Here is a 22,104-nt window from a genome sequence, read left to right as displayed (position 1 = left end):
GTCGATTCGCCGATCGGTCAGGGAGACTTCGCGGCAGTAGCGAGTTCAGCGATCAAGGCTTGGACTCGTCGCTCGATTTCGTCGCGGATCGGGCGGACCGCATCGATGCCCTGGCCAGCGGGATCGTCGAGAACCCAGTCTCGGTAGCTCTTGCCGGGAAAAATCGGGCACGTGTCACCGCAGCCCATCGTGATCACGACATCGGAATCCTGGACAGCATCGACGGTGAGAATCTTCGGAGACTGAGCGGAGATGTCGATTCCGAGCTCTGCCATCGCTTCAACTGCAGCGGAATTGACGGTCTCGGCGGGTGCAGACCCAGCGGAACGGACCTCGATGGTGTCACCCGCGAGATGACTCAGGAAACCGGCAGCCATCTGAGATCGGCCGGCATTGTGGACGCAGACGAACAACACCGATGGTTTGCTCATGAACCCGCTCTTTCTCGACTGGATGAAACGTCTTTGACGGCAAAGCGTTTACGCAGAGCAAGGGAGACAATCTTGTCCCCGGTGACCGTGTCGAGGCGGTCGTAGCGGACCTTCGCCAACACCGGGTACATCATGATCAGCAGACCGAGGGCGATCGGCAGTGAGATGCCGTCGATCTGCACCTTCTCCGGGGCAGTGTTCACACCGGGAATCCAGCGCCCGACCAGCAGGCCGACGACCATGGCCACCCCGATCCAGACCGCCAGATAGCGATCGAGGGTGGAGAGTTTTCCGACCACTGCGCGGTGTTCGGTAGTCGCAGCGGTGTTGCTCATGCGGTGACCTCCGCGCACGCGTCCACTGCGGTCACGATCGAGCCTTCAACCAGGAGCACAGCCGAGAGCTGCTGCAGTGCAGCAGGAATCACCCAGTAGTACACCCAGGTCCCGCGACGTTCACAGTCGAGCAAACCGGCCTGACGCAACACCTTGAGATGATGCGAAATCGTCGGCTGGGACAAGTCGAACGTATCCGAGATGTCGCAGACGCAGGCCTCCCCACCCTCATGGCTGGCCACCAAGCTCAACAGACGGAGGCGAACCGGATCGCCGAGGGCCTTGAACATCCGAGACAGGTCACCGGCCCAATCCTCGGTCAACGGCTCACGCACGAGCGGGGAGCAGCAAGCGCCGGTCTCCACCACAACTTGATTCGACATAATTCGATATTGACAGAACTCGAATCAACGCGCAATCGAGCGGCGCGCGGCCACCCGATCCAGGTCTCTCAATCGGAGACGGTCACCGCACGTCGTTCGAGCAGAACGGTGTCACGCCAGACACCGTCGAGCTGGGCAATCTTTTCGCGGAGACCGACAGTTCTGAACCCGGCCGAATGATGAAGTGAGATGGAGGCGCGATTCTCGGGAAATATCGACGTCTGCAGTGTCCAGAGATCGTCGACATCGGCGGCCATGACTTGCTTGCGCAACAACGCTTTTCCGACACCCCGACCACGCATTCCGTCCGCGACGTACACGGAGTTTTCCGCCACCCCGCGGTAGCAGTCACGCTCGGAAACCGGACTCAACGCAGCCCAACCGACAACGACACCTTCGACAGTCGCCACCCACCGGTGCTGCGACAGCCACCGCTCCTGGAGATGCTCACGCGCGGGAACCTCGGTGGCAAAGGTGGCGTTTCGAGTGTCGATGCCCTCGCCGTAAATCCGTAGAACCGCATCCCAGTCGTCGTCGGCCATCGCCCGGACAGTGACATCGTCCGGCAGATCACTCGGGCAGCACGGGCGCGGCGCAAGCACCCCCATCACCACGTCGGCCGCCTGCGGTAGAGCGACGCAGCACGTCGGATTCATCGCGACGACTGTGCTTGTCCCTTCCTTACGCATGGTCACAAAACCCACATCGGCGAGCTTGCGCAGGTGATGTGACACCGTCGGCTGCCCGATCCCCAACGACCCCGCGAGCGCACCGACGGTAATTCCGCTGGACGCGCTCGCCACCCGGTGAAGCAGTCGAACACGCATCGGTTCGGCAAGGCACGCGAACCACTGCGCGTAGGTATCGGCATCGCCCTGCGCGAGCACGGAAGAAACAACCCGATCCTGGCCCGAATCACCGACGCGCACCGTCGGATTCTGCAGCGATGCCATCCGTCCACTATATCGACAGCTGTCGATGGTTGCTTACATTGATGACTGTCGATACAGTTCGACAGTAGATCGATAAGTGTCGATGAAAGGAACGGACAATGGACCCCCTCCCCGTCGTCGTGATCGGGGCCGGCCCGATCGGCCTGGCGGCCGCAGCAGAACTGCGCGAACGTGGACTCACCCCCCTCGTACTCGAGCGGGGAGCCGCCGCCGGTACTGCGATTTCCGAGTGGAATCACGTCCGACTGTTCTCCCGGTGGTCCGAACTCGTCTCCCCCGCCGCGCAGCGACTCCTCGAACAGAATGGATGGAGCTCTCCCGACGCCGAGACGCACCCGACCGGCCGGCAATGGCGCGACCTCTACCTCGGGCCACTCGCCTCAGCACTCGGCGACGCCGTCCAGTTCGACACCGAAGTGATCGGCGTAGCCCGGCGCGGGCGTGACCGTGTCGTCGACGCCGGTCGCGATACCGAACCCCTCTCGATTCATCTGCGCCGCCGTGACGGAACCGAGGACCGCGTCTTCGCCCAGGCGGTTGTCGACGCATCCGGCACCTGGGGTACTCCCAACCCGCTCGGCGGTGAAGGACTACCCGCCCTCGGCGAAAGCGCTGCTGAATCTGCGATCAGGTACCGGGTTCCGGATCTCGACGATCCGGCGGTGCGCGCACAGTTCGCCGGAAAACACACGGTCATCGCAGGGAGCGGCCACTCTGCGCTGACGGCGATCGTTGCCCTGTCGGGGTTGGCGGAGCAGGCTCCGAGCACACGCATCACCTGGGCGGTCCGCCGAGGAAACGTCGGCTCAGCGTTCGGCGGCGGCGAAGCTGACGAACTGCCCGCTCGCGGCGCCCTGGGACTACGCGCGAAGAAGGCCGTCGATGACGGATTGCTGAGAGTGGTCACCGGTTTCCGCACAGCTGAGGTGTCGACAACCCCCTCGGGACAACTTCTACTTGCCTCCGATGCCGGTGAGCGCATCGAGAACGTGGACAACGTCGTCACGCTGACCGGGTTCCGCCCGGATCTGTCCTGGCTTTCGGAAATCCGACTCGGCCTCGACCCGGTGTTGCAGGCACCGGTGGAGCTGGCTCCGCTGATCGACCCGAACATCCACTCGTGCGGCACGGTGTATCCACATGGCGCAAAAGAGCTTCGCCATCCGGAGCCGGGCGTGTACCTGGCAGGAATGAAAAGCTACGGCCGCGCGCCCACCTTCCTGGCGATGACCGGCTACGAGCAGGTTCGCAGCATCGCCGCCGAACTCGCCGGTGACCACGACGCCGCAGCCCGGGTCGAGTTGATCCTTCCGGAGACCGGAGTCTGCGGCGGTGCAGGTATTTTCGACGAAGCTGACACGGACGAAGGTGACACCGGGGAAGCCGAAGGCGGATGCTGCGGCGCACCCGCTCCGGAACTGATCACGCTGTCCGCGCCGTCTGGCAGCACCTGCGGATAGAAACCGTCCATGACGACCGATCCCGCCCCGCCAGGCTGCCGCATCCGACCGAACAAGGCATGCTGATCGTGTGCATACTTTCGAGGTCTGGGCGCCCACACCGGAATCGGTCCGGGTCGAAGTCAACGGCATCACTCACGACATGGACCGCACGGACGACGGATGGTGGCGAGCCGAGGTCGACTGCGACAACCAGGCTCGCTACGGATTTGTCGTCGACGGCGACATCCTTCCGGATCCGCGGTCACCACGCCAGCCCGAAGGCGTGCACCTTCTCTCCCAACTGCACCAACTGCACGAGGCGTCCTGGACCGACTCTCAGTGGACCGGACGGCAACTCCCAGGATCGTCCGTCTACGAATTGCACATCGGAACATTCACCACCGAAGGAACTTTCGACGCCGCGATCGAACGTCTCGATCACCTGGTGGACCTCGGCGTCGGGTTCGTGGAGATCATGCCGGTCAACGGCTTCAACGGAACTCACAACTGGGGCTACGACGGTGTGCTCTGGTACACGGTCCACGAGATCTACGGTGGTCCGGACGGATTGCAGCGGTTGGTGAATGCGGCCCACGAACGCGGGCTCGGTGTGATCTTGGACGTGGTCTACAACCATCTGGGCCCGTCGGGCAACTATCTCGAACGGTTCGGTCCCTACATCGCGGACGGCGCGAACACGTGGGGCCGAACGATCAACATCGGTGGCCCTCAGTCGGGCGAAGTTCGCGAGTACATCATCGGCAATGCCTTGCGATGGATGCGCGACTTCCACATCGACGGCCTACGTCTCGATGCAGTCCACGCATTGGTCGACCACACCGGAACGCACATCCTCGAGGAACTCGCGGTCCGAACGGAAACACTGTCGGCCCATCTGGGTCGACCGCTCACGTTGATTGCCGAAAGCGACCTCAACGACGCCACTCTCATCGCGCCGCGCGCGGCGGGCGGGTTCGGCTTGGACGCGCAGTGGGACGACGACATCCACCACACCATTCACACGGCCGTGTCGGGCGAACGCCAGGGTTACTACGCCGACTTCGGATCCTTGGAATCCCTTGCAAATACATTGCGCCGCGGTTTCTTCCACGCCGGAACGTATTCTTCTTTTCGAGGGCGGGTCCACGGACGTCCGATCGACATCACGCATCAGCCGGCCAGCTCCCTGCTCGCATACACGTGCACCCACGATCAGATCGGCAACCGCGCGATCGGTGACCGCCCGAGCGCCTATCTGACGCCAGGACAATTGGTGATCAAGGCGGCGCTGGTCCTGCTTTCGCCGTACACGCCGATGCTGTTCATGGGCGAAGAATGGGGAGCGACAACCCCGTTCCAGTTCTTTACCTCGCATCCGGAACCGGAACTCGGGGAGGCCACCGCCAAAGGCCGCAAGGCGGAGTTCGCAGCCCACGGTTGGAACAGCGACGACATTCCGGATCCACAAGACCCCCAGACATTTCTGGGTTCGAAACTGGACTGGAGCGAGCGAACCGACGAGACGCACGCGCGCGTCCTCGCATGCTATCGCGATCTACTGGCCCTGCGCAAGAAGCGAATCGAGATCACCGACCCTTGGCTTGGGCACCTGCACGTCGACTACGACGAGGATAAACAGTGGATCACCCTACGCCGCGGCGCTTTACAGATCGTGTGCAATCTGGGAACGGACGCGGCCTCGGTCCCGGCCGGTGGAACCCCCATCCTCTGGTGGGATCCGCCGACACAGGACGAGACCGCGTCCGCAACCGTCGTGCCTGGGCACTCGTTCGTCGTACTCGAAAGCTGACTACCTGGATTCTGGAGGGGTCAACGCTTCGCGTTCAACTGTTGCACGCATCAACGCTTCGCGTTCTCTGGTGTACTCCGCAGCATCCGCAAAACCAATGCGGCACTGACGAACAGAACCAGAGCAGTCGAACCGGCAGCAACGTGCATACCGTCGACGAATGCCGACTTCGCGGAATCGGCAAGTACCGAACCGAGTTCACCGGGTAGGTACGTCGCTTCCGGCAGCGCACCGCCGAGGGTGCCCTGCGCAGCGTGCGCCTGATCTGCTTCGAGCATGGACGTGTCGATTCCCTTACGGAAGATCGCCATCACCACACTGCCCAGGATTGCCACACCGAGCGCGATGCCGAGTTCGTACGCAGTCTCCGACACCGCAGACGCAGCACCGGCACGCTCGGGTTCCACCGAACTGACCACAAGATCCGAGGTCAAGGTCAATGCAACACCGACACCAGCACCGGCCAGACCGAAGCCGATCACGAACATCAACGGCCCGCTGTCCACCCCGAGGGCGAGCAGCATCGCAGCGCCGATACCGGCAACCGCGAGGCCTGCGCTGAGCACGTGAGACACCGACCACCGGCGAATCAACCAGGCCGCCGCAACCGCGGTGAAGGCGCTGAGCAACATACCCGGGAGCATCAGCAGGCCGGCGTCGAGCGCCGAGTTACCCAGCACCAACTGCAGGTACTGCGAACCGAAGAACAGGACACCTGCCAACGCGAAGATCGAGAGCAGGTTGGTGATGACGGCGGTGGAGAACGACGCGTTGGCAAACAGTTTCAGATCCAACATCGGATCCTTCAGCATCCGCTGACGACGCACGAACACGTAACCGGCCGCGAGACCCACAAGGCCGATCACCAGCAACGTGATGCTGACGCCGTGCACCACGGATTCCTTGACCGCGTACACCAGTGGCAACATGGTCGCCATCGACAGACCAGCGCTGATGAGGTCGAATCGACCCGGATTGGGGTCCTTCGACTCCGGGATCAGGATCGGGCCGAGCACGACCAGCGCGATCATGACGGGGATGTTGATCAAGAAGACCGAGCCCCACCAGAAGTGCTCGAGCAACCAACCACCGACCAACGGGCCGGCCGCGGTACCGCCACCTGCCATCGCGCCCCAGACGCCGATCGCCTCGGTGCGCTGACGCGGGTTGACGAAAATCGTGCGGATCAGACCGAGGGTGGCCGGCATCAGCGTTGCACCGGAAATACCCTGCAGCACGCGGGCGGCAATGAGCATCTCGGGACTGACAGCTAGAGCGGCGATGATCGAGGCGAGACCGAAGCCGACTGCGCCGATCAGGAGCAGTTTTCGCCTTCCGATCCGGTCACCGAGCGTACCCATGGTGATGAGCAGACCGGCGAGCACGAACGAATAGACGTCGATGATCCACAGCAACTGCGTGCTGCTCGGCTCGAGGTCGGCGCTGATGAACGGAAGCGCAAGATCGAGCACCGTGCCGTCGACTGCGATGAGCAACACAGCAAAGGCAAGGACTATCAAGCCCGCCCAGTCACGCTTTGTCGCCCGAACCTCGTCGGGATTGATTGCAGACGTGTGATCTGCCGACACTGACATTGCTCCCCTGCGACTTTCTCTGAGTTCTCTCCGAAAAGAATTCACTGCACCGTCCAGCCGGTACAGTAGGTCTACGGTAACAGTGAACCGTCCAAGCGGTAAAGTTATTTCCGGGTAGGGTCACATCACATGGCTGCCGACACTCGCGATCGAATTCTCGACGCACTGGAGAAGCTGCTGCTGGTCAGCGGCGTCGCCCAAGTCACGCTCGAAGGCGTTGCCGCCGAAGCCGGGGTTTCCAAGGGCGGACTTCTCTATCACTTCCCCAGCAAGGAAGCCCTCCTCGCGGCGATGGTCCGCAGACTCGGGGAACGCTCGGATCAGCAACTCGAAGACGCCGTAGCCGGCGGTACCACGGTCACCGAGTTCTACCTGCAGATCCCCGATGCGAACGAAAGCGAAGAACTCTCACTCTTTCGCTCGATCATTGCCGCGCTCCGAACAGTCGACGGACAACACGACGAAATCCAGAAGGCCGTCACACATGTGATGCGAAGCTGGGACAAGGGCCTTCAGACCGAGATCGCCGATCCTGTGCAGGCCGAGATCATCCGACTCGTCGGCGACGGCCTGTATCTGGCAGCCATGCTCGGACTCCCCCAGCCAGATCCCGAACTGCATCGACAGGTGGTCGAGCGACTCAGGCCCTGACCGGGGGCACCCGTTACGTCAGATAGCGGTACGCCGGGCTTCCCGGCTCGAGCCTCTCGGACTGCATCGGCGCGTGCTCCATCCGCTCGAGCAACGACGCCAAACCGTCGGCGGAACCGAGTTCGATACCCACCAACGCGGCACCCGTCTCGCGATTGTTTCGCTTGACGTACTCGAAGAGCGAGATGTCGTCGTCCGGCCCCAGCACGTCCGAGAGGAACCGGCGCAACGCTCCCGGTTCCTGCGGAAAGTCGACCAGGAAGTAATGCTTGAGCCCGAGGTGAACGAGCGAACGCTCAAGGATTTCGCCGTAACGGGAGACGTCGTTGTTACCACCGGAGATCAGGCACACGACGGTCGAGCCCGGCTCGAACGTCAGATTCTGCAGTGCCGCAACGGAAAGCGCGCCCGCGGGTTCGGCGATGATGCCCTCGCTCTGGTACAGCTCGAGCATCGCCGTGCAGATAGCACCCTCGTCGATCTGATTGACGACAAACGATCCCGAACCGGACCGCGTCTGTAGTTGACGAGCCACGAGCGGCAACGACGCGTGTGACACGACGGCAGCACCGAGACGCGAGACCACCTCGTAGGGAACGTCACCGATGCGTTTGACGGCGGCACCATCGACGAACGGATCGACGTCGGGAAGAGTCACCGGGCCGCCGGCAACGAGAGCAGCCGTCATGGACGCCGCGCCGGACGGCTCGATCCCGACGATAGACGTCTTGGGTGACCGCTCGTGCAGGTAGGTGGCTATGCCCGCGATGCAACCGCCGCCGCCGACCGGCACGACGATCGTGTCGAGAGGTGCGTCCAGTTGCGTGAGAATCTCCGCTGCGATGGTTCCTTGCCCCGCAGCGGTGCGCACGTCGTCGAACGGGGGAACCATGGTTGCGCCGGTTTCGGCTACGTCCTCCGCGGCCGCAGCGGCGGCGGCGTCATAGGTCTCACCGATCATGAACAGTTCGACAAATGCTCCGCCGTGAGCACGGATGCGATCACGCTTCTGCTTGGGCGTGTTGGCCGGCACGTAGATCCGACCCTTGATCTGCATGGTTCGGCAAGCGAAGGCAACGCCCTGCGCATGGTTCCCGGCACTGGCAGTCACCACGCCGGCCGCGCGCTCGGCCTCGTTGAGCTGCGCGATCAGGTTGTACGCGCCGCGAATCTTGTACGAACGAACGCCTTGGAGGTCCTCACGCTTGAGGTACACGTGTGCGCCGGTCAGCGCCGACAGACGGTCGCTGTACTGCAAGGGTGTCGCCGCAATGACGTGCTGAATTCGCTCGATGGCCGCGTCGATCTCCTGCGCGTCGAGCGCGGGGACGGTGGACTTCGTTACTACGACATCGGGCGAGTTAGACACTCCGCCATTTTCGCACGTCGGGGATCAACCTTCCCACCACCCCGCCGCAACCTTCCCCCGCCCCGCCCCGCATCGTCGGCGAGGCAGGGCGGGGGCATGTCAGCCGCGCGGATCCAACTGCGAGGGACGTGGCACGTTCCGCAGATTCGACTTGGCCATCTGTACCGCCTCGCCGACGCCGCCGTTCATCACCATCTTCGACATCGCCAAGGCGAAGCCCTTCATCTGACCGCCGGTGATGGTGGGCGGCAACGACAATGCCAGCGGATCGGTCACCAGATCCACGAGGGCCGGGCCGTCGTGATCCAGCGCCGCGCGCAGACCGGATTCGATGTCCGCGGGATTCTCGATACGCCGCGAGAAGATTCCGAGCGCAGCGGCGACCGCCGCGTAGTCGACCGCGGGCACGTCGACCCCGAAATCCGGAAGGCCGTCGACCAGCATCTCGAGCTTGACCATTCCGAGCGTCGAGTTGTTGAACACCACGATCTTGACCGGCAACTTGTACATCGCGACGGTGACCAACTCACCGAGCAGCATCGACAATCCACCGTCGCCGGACACCGAGATGACCTGGCGCCCCGGACTCGACCATGCCGCACCCATCGCGTGCGGAAGCGCATTGGACATGGATCCGTGCAACGCCGAGGAGATGAAGCGTCTCGATCCGTTCGGATTGAGATAGCGCGCCGTCCACACGTTGCACATCCCGGTGTCGGCGGTGAAGATTGCGTCGTCTGCAGCCAGATCGTCGAGGATCGAGGCCGCATACTCGGGATGAATGGGTGTGCGCTGCTTGACCGGATCCGTGTACGCACCAACCACTTTGGTCATCAGAGTGTTGTGCTTGGCGAGCGTATCCTCCAGGAACCCGCGGTCAGCCTTTCGATCGAGCTGCGGAATCAGTGCGTTCAAGGTGCTCGCGACGTCACCGTGCACCGCCAGGTCCAGGCTGGTTCGACGCCCCAACCGCTCGGCCGCGATGTCGATCTGAGCGGTACGAACGTCATCGGGCAAGAACTGGTCGTAAGGAAAATCCGTACCGATGAGGAGCAGGAGATCGGCGCCATGGATACCGTCGTGCGCCGCACCGTAACCGAGCAATCCGGTCATCCCGACGTCGTAAGGATTGTCGTACTGGATCCATTCCTTGCCGCGCAGCGAATGCCCGATGGGAGCCCCGACGGTTTCGGCCAGCGCCAATACTTCCGCGCGTGCGTCTCGCACACCGGCGCCGGCGAAGATCGCAACTTTGCGCGAGCCGTTGATCACATCTGCCAATGCCTTCACATCACCGGCATCCGGAACGACTGTCGGCCTTCGCGTTTCGACGAGCGTCGGTGGAGTGCCTTCGGCCGGGCAGTCGGCAATGTCGCCGGGAAGCACGATCACCGAGACGCCGTTTCGAGCGACCGAATGCTGAATCGCGGACTGCACCACGCGGGGTGATTGCACTGGTGTGCTGACAAGTTCGGTGTAACTCGAACATTCGATGAAGATCCGCTCGGGATGCGTCTCCTGAAAGTAACCCATACCGATCTGCGCACTGGGGATGTGTGAGGCGATCGCGAGGACCGGGGCGCCCGAACGATGAGCGTCGTACAGGCCGTTGATCAGGTGAAGGTTTCCGGGACCGCAGGATCCTGCACACACTGCGAGCTTTCCGGTGATCTGGGCATCTGCTGCGGCGGCAAATGCGGCGGCTTCCTCATGCCGGACGTGTATCCAGTCGATTCCACCCTTCTCAGAACCACCGGTGCGACGAACCGCATCGACGATGGGATTGAGACTGTCACCGACAATTCCGTAGATCCGACTGACACCCGCTTCAACGAGCTGCTGAACCAATTGATCTGCAACGGTTTTCGGACTCATCAGACCTCCATGACACACTCACGGGAGTCGGGATCACCGACCCCCGAGAGTGACGATTTACTTGTGATTTATGCAGTGCTTCTTGTGGACTGCCGTTTCGTGAGGACTGCAGTGCGTTACTTGGGTTCGAGCACGAACACCGGGATCTCACGATCGGTCTTCGTCTGATAGTCCGCGTAATCGGGGTACGCAGCGACAGCGCGCTCCCACCAGATCGCCTTCTCGTCTCCGGTGACTTCACGAGCAACCAGGTCGAAGACCTGCGTCGCGTCACGCAGCGTGACATGCGGATCGGCTACGACGTTGTAGTACCAGACCGGATTCTTCGGGGCGCCACCAAGCGAAGCCACTACGGCATAGGAACCGTCGTGCTCGACGCGCATCAGCGGCGTCTTCCTGACCTTGCCGGACTTTGCCCCGATGGTCGTGAGAACGACAACGGGCATGCCGTTCATGTCGTTCCCCTCGGTGCCACCGGAGTTCTCGATGCGTGCGACCTGATCGGCGGCCCACGACGCTGGACTGGGTTCGTACTCACCTGTGATTGGCATGTGTACCAGTGAACACCCACTCGACTGCCTTGGCCACCGAACCACGCCGACCAGGTCTGTCGCCGGCGCACTCCCCTGATTGATCGATTAAGTGAGATGCCGATCAATAAAGTTCGCTTGCCCGAACTCTCATCTCTGGCTACTGTGAAACCACAGCTTCGAACGGCCGTACCAGCTAGCCAGGCCACATCGTGAAAAGACTGCACCGGGAAGGGACGAGATGACTACCGCAGATATCTCCGCTCGCGAATCACGCCCCTCACCCGACCATTGCGTCGACCTGGCCGGGACTCGGTGGCCGCTGTACAAGATCGAAGCTCTCGTGGTTGGTTTTTTGCTGTTCGTCGTCGCAGGTGCCGTCACGCAGTCGATGCAGGTAGCCGTACTGACTGCCGCAACAGCAGCCGTAGTCACCTGGTGGGCGCGTCGCGTGTACTACTCACGCACCACCTGATCACTCCACTCCCCGATCTCCCGCGAACCACGAAGGGACCTTGCCGCTGATGCAGCAAGGTCCCTTCGTTCTGTTCAGATCCGCTCGATCGGCGGTCAGACCGTCAGACAGCTCGGCCCGAGCAATGCCTTCAGGTCGCCCATCAAAGCCGAGGATGGTTCGACCCGAAGGACGTCGTCGACCTTCCACAAGCTGATTTCGGTTCCACCGATCAGCCGAACGTGAACGTCGGACGTTCCGGGGTGCCTCGTCAGCACCTGCTTGAGAGCACTGAGCTTGTCCTTGGTGCATTGCCGAAGCGGCAGCGAGACCGACAGGGGGCGCGCGACCCCGATCGCCGAAATATCAGGCACCGCAAGGTCGTTGCCGATCAGCGACATCCGATCGTCTCGGATCGAGACGCGAGCCTTGACCAACACGATGGCATCCTCGGCGATGTCCATTCCGTACACGGCGTACGCCTGCGGGAAGAACAGCACCTCGATTCCACCCACGAGATCTTCGAGCTGCACGATGCACCAGGTCAGACCGTTCTTGTTGACCCGGCGATCCACCGAGGCGATGATGCCGCCGAGAGTGACCTGGGCGCCGTCCTGAACGCCGCCTTCGAGTATCGCGGCGATGGACGTGTCGGACTGCTGCCGAAGAATGTGCTCGACGCCGTTGAGCGGATGGCCGGAGACGTACAGCCCCAACATCTCTCGTTCGAGCGCCAGGCGATGCTTGGAATCCCACTCTTCGTCAGGAATCTTGACGTCGAACACCGAGGTGATCGACTCGTCCGCCTCGGCACCGCCGAAGAGGTCGAACTGTCCGATCGCCTCCGCCTTCTTGGTGCTCATCACGGAATCGATGGCGTCGGCATGGACCAACATCAGGCCCTTGCGCGGATGACCCAACGAGTCGAAAGCACCGGCCTTGATGAGAGATTCAGTGACCTTCTTGTTGCAAGCCATCGCGTCGATCTTGCCGAGGTAGTCGGAGAAATCGGTGAACTTCGACTTCTCGGTACGCGCCTTGATGATCGACGCCACGACGTTGGCGCCGACGTTGCGCACCGACCCCATACCGAAACGGATGTCGTCGCCGACGGTCGCGAAGTCGACTCGCGATTCGTTGACGTCCGGAGGAAGCACGGTGATGCCCAACTTGCGGCAGTCGGCGAGGTAGATCGCGGACTTGTCCTTGTCGTCACCGACAGAGGTCAGCAGACCCGCCATGTACTCGGCCGGGTAGTTCGCCTTGAGGTACGCAGTCCAGTACGACACGAGCCCGTATCCGGCGGAGTGCGACTTGTTGAACGCGTAGCCGGCGAAGGGAAGGACCGTGTCCCACAGCGCCTTGATGGCCGCCTCACTGAAGTTGTTGTCCAGCATTCCCTGACGGAACCCGGCGTACGCCTTTTCCAGCTCGGACAGCTTCTTCTTACCCATGGCGCGACGCAGCAAGTCGGCCTGACCCAGGGTGTAACCGGCCACCTTCTGTGCCAGTTGCATGATCTGCTCCTGGTAGATGATCAGGCCGTACGTCTCCGAGAGAATCTCCGCGAGCGGCTCCTCCAACTCGGGGTGAATCGGCTTGACGTCTTCCAAGGCGTTCTTGCGCTTGGCGTACGAGATGTGGGCGTCCACACCCATCGGTCCCGGTCGATACAGCGCCAATGCGGCCACGATGTCGCCGAATCCGGTGGGCTGCATCAGTTTCAGCAACTCGCGCATACCGCCGCCGTCGAGCTGGAACACACCGAGAGTGTCACCGCGGGCGAGCAGTTCGTAGGTTGCCGCATCGTCCATCGGCAACGTGTCGAGGTCGAGGTCGATGCCGCGGTTGGCTTTGATGTTCTCGAGGGTGTCGCCGATGACCGTGAGGTTTCGCAGGCCGAGGAAGTCCATCTTGAGCAGACCGATGGCTTCACACGAGGGGTAGTCCCACCCGGTGATGATGGCGCCGTCCTGGGCTCGCTTCCACACCGGGATCGCGTCGGTAAGCGGTTCGGACGACATGATGACCGCGCAGGCGTGCACACCGGCGTTACGGATCAGCCCTTCCAGACCCACCGCTGTCTTGTAGATCTTCGCGACGTCCGGGCTGGAGTCGATGAGCGCCCGTACCTCGACGGCCTCCTTGTATCGCTCGTGCTTCGGATCGGTGATACCGGAAACCGAGATGTCCTTGGCCATGATGGGCGGCGGGAGTGCCTTGGTGATCTGGTCGGCGATGGCAAAGCCCGGCTTGCCGAACTGGACGCGAGCCGAGTCCTTGATGGCTGCCTTGGTCTTGATGGTGCCGAAGGTGATGACCTGGGCGACCTTGTCGTTGCCCCACTTGTCCGTCGCGTAGCGAACCATCTCGCCGCGACGGCGATCATCGAAGTCGATATCGATATCGGGCATGGACACGCGCTCGGGATTGAGGAATCGCTCGAACAGCAACCCGTACGGGATGGGGTCGATGTTGGTGATGCCCATCGCGTAGGCGACCAACGAACCGGCAGCCGATCCACGGCCGGGCCCAACACGGATCCCGACGTCCTTGGCGTGGTTGATCAGGTCGCCGACCACGAGGAAGTAGGCCGGGAAGCCCATTTCGTTGATGACGCCGATCTCGTAGTCGGCGCGAGCGAGGTACTCCTGCGGAGGTCCGCTCGGGAAGCGGCGGTCCAGCCCGCGCATCACCTCGGCGCGCAGGAAGGTCTGCTGCGTGTGGCCCTCCGGGACCGGGAAGATCGGCATGCGGTCGTGGAACGCCCAGACGTCGTCGTACGACTGAACACGCTCGCCGATGGCAACGGTGTTGTCGCACGCACCCGGCACCTCGGTGTCCCAGATGGCGCGCATCTCGGCAGCGGACTTGAGGTAGTAGCCGTCGCCGTCGAATTTGAAGCGCGTGGGATCCGAGAGCGTCTTGCCGGTCTGGATGCAGAGCAGCGCCTCGTGGTTCTCGGCGGCGTCCTTTGTGACGTAGTGGCAGTCGTTGGTCGCGAGCGGCGGAATGCCGAGCTGCTGACCGATATTGAGCAGACCCTCGCGGACACGGCGCTCGATCGAGAGACCGTGGTCCATCAGTTCGAGGAAGAAGTTGTCCGGTCCCCAGATCTCCTGCCACTTCGCGGCAGCTTCGAGAGCCTCGCGATCGTGACCGAGACGAAGACGCGTCTGGATCTCACCCGACGGGCAACCGGTGGTGGCGATGATGCCCTCGGCGTGCGATGCGATGAGCTCCTCGTCCATCCGGGGCCACTTGCCGAGCTGGCCTTCGATGGACGCGAGCGAGGACAGCTTGAAGAGGTTCCGGAGTCCGGTCGCGTTCTCGGCCACCATCGTCATGTGGGTGTACGCGCCGCTACCGGAGACGTCGTCGGACTTCTGGCTGCGATCTCCCCACAGCACGCGCTTGGTGTTGAAGCGGGATTCCGGCGCGATGTAGGCCTCGATGCCGATGATCGGCTTGATGCCGGCACTCTTGGCTTCGTTGTAGAACTGGCTGGCGCCGTACATGTTTCCGTGGTCGGTCATGCCGACGGCGGTCATTTCGAGACGAGCGGCCTCCTCGAACATGGCGCCGACCTTGGCCGCACCGTCGAGCATCGAGTACTCGGTGTGATTGTGAAGATGTACGAACGAGTCAGCCACGTGCGCCTCTCTGAAGGTCTGGGAGCGAGATCGAGTGTATGCCGCGCTGCCGACACGGTCGGCGACCGCCATCGTGGAGTCGCAGCGTGCCGCCCCGGATCACGTGACCGGAACCTCAGGTTCGACGCTCGACCTCATCGAACGCCGAGAACGCCGGCTTGCGACGAAGGTGTCTGTCGTGAAGATCACGAGTGCGGCCCAGATCAGAACGAAGCCGATCCACCGTGACGCCGGCATGTCCTCGTGCATGACGGCCACGCCCCACGCCATCTGCAGCGCCGGGGTGAGGTACTGCAGCATGCCCATCGTCGCCAACGGAACTCGCTGAGCGGCGACGCCGAAAAGGAGCAGTGGCAGCGCGGTGACCGGGCCGGCCGCGAGCAGCAACAGGCTGTGTCCGGCGCCGCTGCTGATGAAGGCGCCGGCCCCGGTCAGGCCGAGAAACACGAGGTAACCGACCGCGAAGGGCGCGGCTACAACTCCCTCGGCGGTCAAACTGGTTCGAGGATCGAGCGGAACGACCTTCTTGACCAACCCGTAGGTCGCAAACGAACCGGCGAGCACCAATGCGACGATCGGCGGTTTGCCGAAGTCGACCGTGATCACGACAACTGCCGTCGCAGCGAGGACCAGGGCGGCGATCTGAGCGCGGCGCAATCTTTCGCGGAAGATCACCACGCCGAGCAGAACGGTTACCAGCGGGTTGATGAAGTACCCGAGGGCCGCCTCCACGACGCGGCCGGACACCACGGCATAGATGTACGTTCCCCAATTCACCGCGATTGCCGCTGAGGCCGCAGTCACCAGGAGCCAGGTGCGTGCGCTGATTCCGCGAAGTGATCCGAGACGGCCGGCGCAGGCCAACACGATCAGCATCAGCAGAAGGGTCCACACCACCCGGTGCGCCAGGATCTCGACCGGATCTGCGAAGTCGAGAAGCCCGAAGAAAGCCGGGAACGTTCCCCACAACAGGAAAGCGGCTACTCCGTAGAAGATCCCCGAGGACGAACCGGATCTACTGCGTTTGTCCTCGCTCACGGGACCGGGCCGTCGTCGGGGCCGGGAGCAACGACGTCCACGTACTCCGGCAGGAAGGGGCGAACAGCCGCGAACCACGGCGAGGCGTCGGACGGCAATGCCTCCACTGCACGGACATTCGACTCACGTCCGATCGCTTCGAGTCCTTCGGGAGCAGCCCGCACCAGCACACCCACCGCGCAGGCGCACCCGGCGGACAATTGCTTCGCCGATGCGAGCGCCACCTGCTGCTGGCGATCGGTGTCGCCGCCGAGCGCGACCAATCGCGTGGCTGCAACGCCGGGCGATCTGCGCACTGCCTCGTCGTTGTCGGGAACGGGCACGGACATGAGCGGCGTCTGGACGCGCTCGATCGGTACTCGAAACATGACCCTTGCCACCCGAACATCGGACAAGCGAACACTCGAAACCTGAGAGCTGCTGGTCGTCGTGATGACCTCGTCGACGGTGAGTGCCTTCGTGAACGAGACCAAGGCCCACACCGGTCCGTCCACCGACGCAACAGAATCTCGCGCTCGATCGAGGTAGTCCGGCACAGCTTCCCCACTGTCCGGACCGAGAGTGTCCGTCCTGATCGGCGGGGTCGGCACGGGATTCGCAAACCCCACACCGACCACCGCCACCGCTGCGACGACGGCCAACGCGGGAACAAGCCCGCGCGGTGTCATGAGGACCGGAGAACTTCGAGTGCGTGTTCGAGATCCTTCGGGTACTTGCTCTTGATCTCGACCCAGCGACCGTCCGCCGGATGTGCGAATCCGAGAGACACGGCGTGCAGCCACTGGCGCTCGAGGCCGAGCCTTTCGGCAAGTCGAGGATCCGCGCCGTACGTCAGGTCGCCGCAGCACGGATGACGCAAAGCCGAAAAGTGCACGCGGATCTGGTGTGTACGACCGGTCTCGAGGTGCACGTCCAGCAGACTCGCTGCCTGGAACGCCTCGATGGTGTCGTAGTGCGTGACGCTGGGCTTGCCGTCGGCCGTGACCGTGAAGCGCCAGTCGTTACCGTGGTGGCGTCCGATCGGGGCATCGATGGTTCCGCTGCTCGGGTCGGGGTGTCCCTGTACGAGAGCGTGGTAGCGCTTGTCGATGGTCCGCTGCTTGAATGCCCGCTTGAGCAGCGTGTACGCGCGCTCGGACGTGGCAACCACCATGACCCCCGACGTACCGACGTCCAGACGGTGGACGATTCCCTGACGCTCGTGGGCGCCGGACGTCGAGATGCGGAAACCGGCCGCGGCGAGTCCACCGATGACGGTCGGTCCTGTCCAACCGACGCTGGCGTGCGCGGCAACTCCGACGGGCTTGTCGACTGCCACGACGTCGTCGTCGGCGTAGAGGATCTCCATCCCCTCGACCGGCGTCGCCTCGATGGTCAACGGCCGCGGTGGTTCGGGCAAGACGACCTCGAGCCACGACCCTGCGGTCAGACGATCGGACTTGCCGACAGCCACACCGTCGACGAGTACCGAGCCTTCCTCCGCGAGTGTCGCGACCACGGTGCGCGAGAGTCCTAGGAGGCGCGCCAGGCCCGCGTCGACGCGCATGGCGTCGAGGCCGTCGGGCACTGGCATCGAACGGGATTCCCTCACTTGGTTTCCCCCTCGGCTGCTGCCTTCGCATCGGTGAGCTTCTTGTCGTCCGTCTTGTGATCGCGCAGGCGTTCACCGTTGGGTTCGAAGCCGAACAGTGTCAGGACGACGAGCAGGATCGCGCCACAGACGATCGCGGAATCCGCGATGTTAAACACCGGCCACCAGCCGACGGAGACGAAGTCCACCACATGTCCGCGCATGATTCCGGGAGAGCGGAAGAATCGGTCGACGAGGTTACCCAGCGCGCCGCCGAGAACCAGACCCAGACCGAGCGCCCACCACGGTGATCGGAGCGTGCGACCGATCTTGATCACACCGATGACCACACCGATTGCGACGAGGGTGAGGATCCACGTCATCGACGTCGCCATCGAGAACGCTGCCCCCGGATTGCGCACCATCGTGAATGTGACCACGTCACCGATGATTTCGATCGGCTGCCCCGGCTTGACTGCGGCGACAGCCCACACCTTCGTGAGAACGTCCGAGAGCAGGATGACCGCCGCGATGGCAATGAGCATGGTCAGCTTCCGGGGCTTCGCAACCGACGACTCGGCCGGGTCGCCGCCCTCAGGTTCCGCAACTTCCGGTTTCGTGTCTTTCTGCTGCACGGTTTCGGGCTCGTCGGCCTTCGAGATTTCGGTAATCGGCTGATCCTCCGCGTTGACATCTCGGTCTGGGTGGTCTGTACTCACGCAACCATCATCCCTCATGTTCACCGCACCGGGTCACGCACTCTGCAACTGCGGCTAGCCTGGAGCGCGTGCCACTGCTGTCCACGACCGGCCGACGCGTTCCGTTCGCCCTCGCTGCCCTCGCTCTCACCACCGTTCTCACCGCTTGCGGCGACTCGGATCAACCTCCGAACACTCCGACCTCCTCGCCGAGTGAGGTCACTGTTCCGGTGACCGCCGCGACGGTCGAAGTACTCGATGCGGGAAGCGAGCCGCGCGAGGTTTTGCGTACGAACTTGCCTGTCGGCACCACGCAGACGGCGACGCTCGTCACCCAGGCCGTCGTGAGTCAGCAGATCGATCAACAACCGGCGCAGGATTTCTCTTCGCCGGAGATCACGATCCCGCTCTCGGCAAACGTGACCGCTGACGATCCCACCGCAGTCGTTGACCTGACGCTGTCGTCGATGACCTCGCCCGATGCAACGCTGCAGGCTGCGCTGAGCGGGGCCGACGGATCTGCGGCCGGGTTGTCCGTCACGAATTCGGGCGCCATCACCGCACTACGGCTAAAGCCGTCCGCCAACTCGGCCAATGCCGCCCGCGCCGCGATCGAACAGGCGCTGGGCCAAGCGGTGTACCGGACCGTTGCACTCCCCGACGCTCCTGTCGGTGTCGGCGCACGTTGGGTGGTTCGCCAGCAAGTCAGCAGCGAAATCCTGCTCGATCAGACAACCACCGTCACGCTCACCGCGCGCGAGGGTAACCGGCTTTCGCTCGCGGTGGACGTATCGCAGACCCCGCAGAGCCCGGTCTGGAACCTGGCCGGTGACGCCGGAACGTTGAACATCGATCAGTACGTCATGGCCGGCACCGGAAACCTCACCGTCGACCTCTCACTCCCCTTGCCGATCGACGGACAGATGAGCGTCGGCGGAGACCAGGCATACGGCGATCCGGACAGTTCCTCGGTGATCCGGCAGACCATCTCGAACAGCATTCGGTGGGAATAGTGAACAGTCGATCGCTTCTCTCACTTGGCCTGTCGGCGACGGCGGCACTGTTCGTCGTGGCCGGCTGCGGCTCGGACGAATCCCCGAGCAGCGACACGACTACGCAGGTTTCCGCACCCCAGGTCGGTTTGGCGCCGTTCACGGCTGCTCCGGCCGCACCGCTGAGCGGGGCTCCGCTCGACCGTGACGCGCTGCAACGAGCCGCGCTCACCCTCTCCGAACTACCCGCGGACTTCGACGTAGTTCCCGACCCAGTTGACGACCTCGGCCTCGCACCGGCGCCGGAAAGTTCGGAGGCGGACAAGTCGAGCACCGACCCCGCCGTCTGCGCCCAGGTTCTGGCACCGATAGCCACCCAGGCTGCCGGATCGGTTGCCGACCTCTCCGACATGTTCACCGGCCCCGATTTCACGAGCATCGATCAGGACTCGGCTTCGTACACCGACGGCACTGCGGCAGCAGCAGCTTTCGAGAAACTGCAGACGACTCTGGCTGCGTGCACAGAGTATTCAGGAACAGATGCCGACGGAACGACAATCACCTATCGCGTCGGTGGATCGTCGGCACCGAATGTCGGTGACGCGTCTTTTGCTTTCCGAATCATCACGGAGAGTGGCGGATTCACCTTGGTGGCCGATGCGATAGTCGCAGCCGTGGGGACGACGTTGACTCAGGTGTCCGCGACGGCGCCGAGCCCGATCGCACCCGACGTTCTGCAGTCGATGGCCTCGGCTGCTGCGGATCGACTGCGCGCACAAATGCTGTAGCAGCGAGCGGAACCTGCCCGGTCCGGGCGACTCGCGAATGATTCGGGACCACAGACCCTTTGACAACTGCCCGTCCACACTGAACGGTGAGAGTAGGTACGAAACAGACCAACGCGACACACTGATGTGAGGAGCAGAAGTTCATGCCGGAACCCAGAAGGTCAGATCACACCGATTACGTAGCCGTCAATCCGATCTTCTCGAGGCCAGGCGAGGATTCGGTCGCATCGAAGTACACACTCGAACCCGACGGCATGCTTCCCGAGACCGCCTATCAGATCGTCCACGACGAAACGATGCTCGACGGCAATGCGCGACTCAATCTCGCGACGTTTGTCAGCACGTGGATGGACGACCACGCAACCAAGCTGTATGCCGAGTCGTTCGACAAGAACATGATCGACAAGGACGAGTATCCGCAAACCGCCGCGATCGAAACCTATTGCTGGCGCATCCTTGCCGATCTCTGGCACTCACCCTCTCCGAAGGACGCAATCGGCACTTCGACGATCGGTTCGTCCGAAGCCTGCATGCTGGGTGGCCTCGCGATGAAACGACGCTGGCAGCATGCGCGAACAGCCGCGGGAAAGTCCACCGAAAAGCCAAATCTCATCATGAGTTCCGCCGTACAGGTGTGTTGGGAGAAGTTCTGCAACTACTGGGACGTCGAAGCGCGCTACGTGCCGATCAGCGAAGAACACCGGACCCTCGACGGTCATGATCTGGACAAGTACGTCGACGAGAACACCATCGGCGTCGTCGCGATCATGGGTGTCACGTACACCGGCATGTACGAGCCTGTCCTGGAAATCTCGGAGGCGCTCGACGCCATCCAGGAGAAGACCGGCCTCGACGTCCCCATCCACGTCGACGGCGCTTCCGGTGCGATGATCGCACCGTTCCTGCAGCCCGAACTCGAATGGGATTTCCGGCTACCGCGCGTGCATTCCATCAACACCTCGGCGCACAAGTACGGACTCGTCTACCCGGGTCTCGGATGGGTGGTCTGGCGATCGCAGGATCTACTTCCCGACGACCTCGTCTTCAAAGTGAGCTACCTCGGCGGCAGCATGCCGACCTTCGCACTGAACTTCTCGCGCCCCGGCGCTCAAGTGATCCTGCAGTTCTACTTGTTCCTGCGTCTCGGCCACGACGGCTATCGCGCGATCCAGCAGTCCTCGCAAGACGTGGCGACGTTCCTCGCCGAAGGGATCGGGAAACTCGACGCGTTCGAACTGTGGAACGACGGTTCCGACATTCCCGTCTTCGCGTGGCGCCTCGCCGAGGGCCACACGTCCAACTGGACGCTGTACGACCTGTCGGACCGACTACGCGGCAAGGGCTGGCTGGTGCCGGCCTATCCCATGCCGGACGATCTCGCGGATCTGACAGTGCAGCGCATCGTCGTTCGTAACGGACTGAGCATGGACCTGGCAGCCAATCTGCTGCGCATCATCGAGGAGGAAACCGCGTTCCTCGACGAGCTGGACAGCCCGATGCCGCGGCCGCGCGTCACCGAGGGATTCCATCACTGACG

The 22,104-nt window shown here is 63.0% G+C and carries 19 protein-coding genes and 1 pseudogene; 7 read left to right on the top strand and 13 right to left on the bottom strand.

The window, feature by feature from the left end; all coding sequences use genetic code 11:
- Nucleotides 1-17: 17 nt before the first annotated feature.
- The 4 genes and pseudogenes from R4P65_RS10085 to R4P65_RS10070 all read right to left on the bottom strand — a co-directional run bounded on the left by R4P65_RS10085 (nt 18) and on the right by R4P65_RS10070 (nt 2,102).
- Entirely contained in the window at nt 18-431 is a 414-nt protein-coding gene (locus R4P65_RS10085) for an arsenate reductase ArsC (protein WP_317826377.1), read from the bottom strand.
- A 71-nt stretch (nt 432-502) separates the two neighbouring features.
- A pseudogene (locus tag R4P65_RS10080) lies at nt 503-766 on the bottom strand (arsenic resistance protein); the annotation flags it as partial.
- Nucleotides 763-1,149, bottom strand: coding sequence for an ArsR/SmtB family transcription factor (locus R4P65_RS10075; protein ID WP_230813486.1), 387 nt, complete (start codon nt 1,147-1,149; stop codon nt 763-765). The pseudogene R4P65_RS10080 and the gene R4P65_RS10075, both read right to left, overlap by 4 nt.
- A 68-nt stretch (nt 1,150-1,217) precedes the next feature.
- On the bottom strand, nt 1,218-2,102 hold the full coding sequence (locus tag R4P65_RS10070) for a metalloregulator ArsR/SmtB family transcription factor (RefSeq protein WP_317826376.1): 885 nt from the start codon (nt 2,100-2,102) through the stop codon (nt 1,218-1,220).
- A 98-nt stretch (nt 2,103-2,200) separates the two neighbouring features.
- Between R4P65_RS10070 and R4P65_RS10065 the strand changes: the two genes are divergently transcribed.
- Nucleotides 2,201-3,562: an NAD(P)-binding domain-containing protein gene (locus R4P65_RS10065; protein WP_317826375.1), complete on the top strand. Its 1,362-nt coding sequence runs from the start codon at nt 2,201-2,203 to the stop codon at nt 3,560-3,562.
- Between the two features lie 70 nt (nt 3,563-3,632).
- Nucleotides 3,633-5,354, top strand: coding sequence for a malto-oligosyltrehalose trehalohydrolase (gene treZ / locus R4P65_RS10060; RefSeq protein ID WP_317826374.1), 1,722 nt, complete (start codon nt 3,633-3,635; stop codon nt 5,352-5,354).
- Between the two features lie 50 nt (nt 5,355-5,404).
- On the opposite strand, the gene R4P65_RS10055 is transcribed toward treZ, so the two are convergent.
- Nucleotides 5,405-6,949: an MFS transporter gene (locus R4P65_RS10055; protein ID WP_317826373.1), complete on the bottom strand. Its 1,545-nt coding sequence runs from the start codon at nt 6,947-6,949 to the stop codon at nt 5,405-5,407.
- Between the two features lie 129 nt (nt 6,950-7,078).
- Between R4P65_RS10055 and R4P65_RS10050 the strand changes: the two genes are divergently transcribed.
- On the top strand, nt 7,079-7,600 hold the full coding sequence (locus R4P65_RS10050; RefSeq protein ID WP_007733148.1) for a TetR/AcrR family transcriptional regulator: 522 nt from the start codon (nt 7,079-7,081) through the stop codon (nt 7,598-7,600).
- Between the two features lie 13 nt (nt 7,601-7,613).
- Here R4P65_RS10050 and ilvA read toward each other — a convergent pair whose 3' ends face one another.
- The 3 genes from ilvA to R4P65_RS10035 form a co-directional block, all read right to left on the bottom strand.
- Nucleotides 7,614-8,969 carry a threonine ammonia-lyase IlvA gene (gene ilvA, locus R4P65_RS10045; protein ID WP_230813492.1) on the bottom strand — a complete coding sequence of 452 codons (1,356 nt, stop codon included), beginning with the start codon at nt 8,967-8,969 and terminating at the stop codon, nt 7,614-7,616.
- A 99-nt stretch (nt 8,970-9,068) separates the two neighbouring features.
- On the bottom strand, nt 9,069-10,844 hold the full coding sequence (locus R4P65_RS10040; protein WP_317826372.1) for a pyruvate dehydrogenase: 1,776 nt from the start codon (nt 10,842-10,844) through the stop codon (nt 9,069-9,071).
- A gap of 116 nt (nt 10,845-10,960) precedes the next feature.
- Complete coding sequence (locus R4P65_RS10035) at nt 10,961-11,395, bottom strand: nitroreductase family deazaflavin-dependent oxidoreductase (RefSeq protein ID WP_317826371.1); 435 nt, start codon at nt 11,393-11,395, stop codon at nt 10,961-10,963.
- Between the two features lie 220 nt (nt 11,396-11,615).
- Here R4P65_RS10035 and R4P65_RS10030 point away from each other — a divergent pair, with 220 nt between their 5' ends.
- Nucleotides 11,616-11,849 (top strand): hypothetical protein, encoded by a 234-nt coding sequence (locus tag R4P65_RS10030; RefSeq protein WP_317826370.1) that lies wholly within the window; start codon nt 11,616-11,618, stop codon nt 11,847-11,849.
- Between the two features lie 95 nt (nt 11,850-11,944).
- Here the strand turns inward: R4P65_RS10030 and dnaE are convergent, their stop codons facing one another.
- From dnaE to lspA, 5 genes are all read right to left on the bottom strand, one after another.
- The gene (gene dnaE / locus R4P65_RS10025) at nt 11,945-15,481 is read right to left on the bottom strand and encodes a DNA polymerase III subunit alpha (protein WP_317826369.1); all 3,537 of its coding nucleotides are present in this window, start codon (nt 15,479-15,481) and stop codon (nt 11,945-11,947) included.
- A gap of 99 nt (nt 15,482-15,580) precedes the next feature.
- Nucleotides 15,581-16,519, bottom strand: a complete 939-nt coding sequence (gene rarD / locus R4P65_RS10020) for an EamA family transporter RarD (protein ID WP_317826368.1) — start codon at nt 16,517-16,519, stop codon at nt 15,581-15,583.
- Nucleotides 16,516-17,187: a hypothetical protein gene (locus R4P65_RS10015; RefSeq protein WP_317826367.1), complete on the bottom strand. Its 672-nt coding sequence runs from the start codon at nt 17,185-17,187 to the stop codon at nt 16,516-16,518. Before R4P65_RS10015 ends, rarD begins: the two co-directional genes overlap by 4 nt.
- Complete coding sequence (locus R4P65_RS10010; RefSeq protein WP_007733161.1) at nt 17,184-18,110, bottom strand: RluA family pseudouridine synthase; 927 nt, start codon at nt 18,108-18,110, stop codon at nt 17,184-17,186. Before R4P65_RS10010 ends, R4P65_RS10015 begins: the two co-directional genes overlap by 4 nt.
- Nucleotides 18,107-18,808 (bottom strand): signal peptidase II, encoded by a 702-nt coding sequence (gene lspA / locus R4P65_RS10005; RefSeq protein ID WP_317826366.1) that lies wholly within the window; start codon nt 18,806-18,808, stop codon nt 18,107-18,109. The genes R4P65_RS10010 and lspA overlap by 4 nt, the downstream gene beginning before the upstream one ends.
- Before the next feature lie 68 nt (nt 18,809-18,876).
- Between lspA and R4P65_RS10000 the strand changes: the two genes are divergently transcribed.
- The 3 genes from R4P65_RS10000 to R4P65_RS09990 all read left to right on the top strand — a co-directional run bounded on the left by R4P65_RS10000 (nt 18,877) and on the right by R4P65_RS09990 (nt 22,102).
- Nucleotides 18,877-19,800 (top strand): hypothetical protein, encoded by a 924-nt coding sequence (locus R4P65_RS10000; RefSeq protein ID WP_317826365.1) that lies wholly within the window; start codon nt 18,877-18,879, stop codon nt 19,798-19,800.
- Nucleotides 19,791-20,567 (top strand): sensor domain-containing protein, encoded by a 777-nt coding sequence (locus tag R4P65_RS09995; protein WP_411742530.1) that lies wholly within the window; start codon nt 19,791-19,793, stop codon nt 20,565-20,567. Before R4P65_RS10000 ends, R4P65_RS09995 begins: the two co-directional genes overlap by 10 nt.
- 143 nt (nt 20,568-20,710) lie before the next feature.
- Nucleotides 20,711-22,102: a glutamate decarboxylase gene (locus R4P65_RS09990; RefSeq protein WP_317826363.1), complete on the top strand. Its 1,392-nt coding sequence runs from the start codon at nt 20,711-20,713 to the stop codon at nt 22,100-22,102.
- Nucleotides 22,103-22,104 lie beyond the last annotated feature (2 nt).

Source organism: Rhodococcus sp. IEGM 1318 (genome assembly GCF_033142465.1).
Lineage (GTDB): Bacteria > Actinomycetota > Actinomycetes > Mycobacteriales > Mycobacteriaceae > Rhodococcus_F > Rhodococcus_F qingshengii_B.
This window is presented reverse-complemented; position numbering and strand designations above follow the sequence as displayed.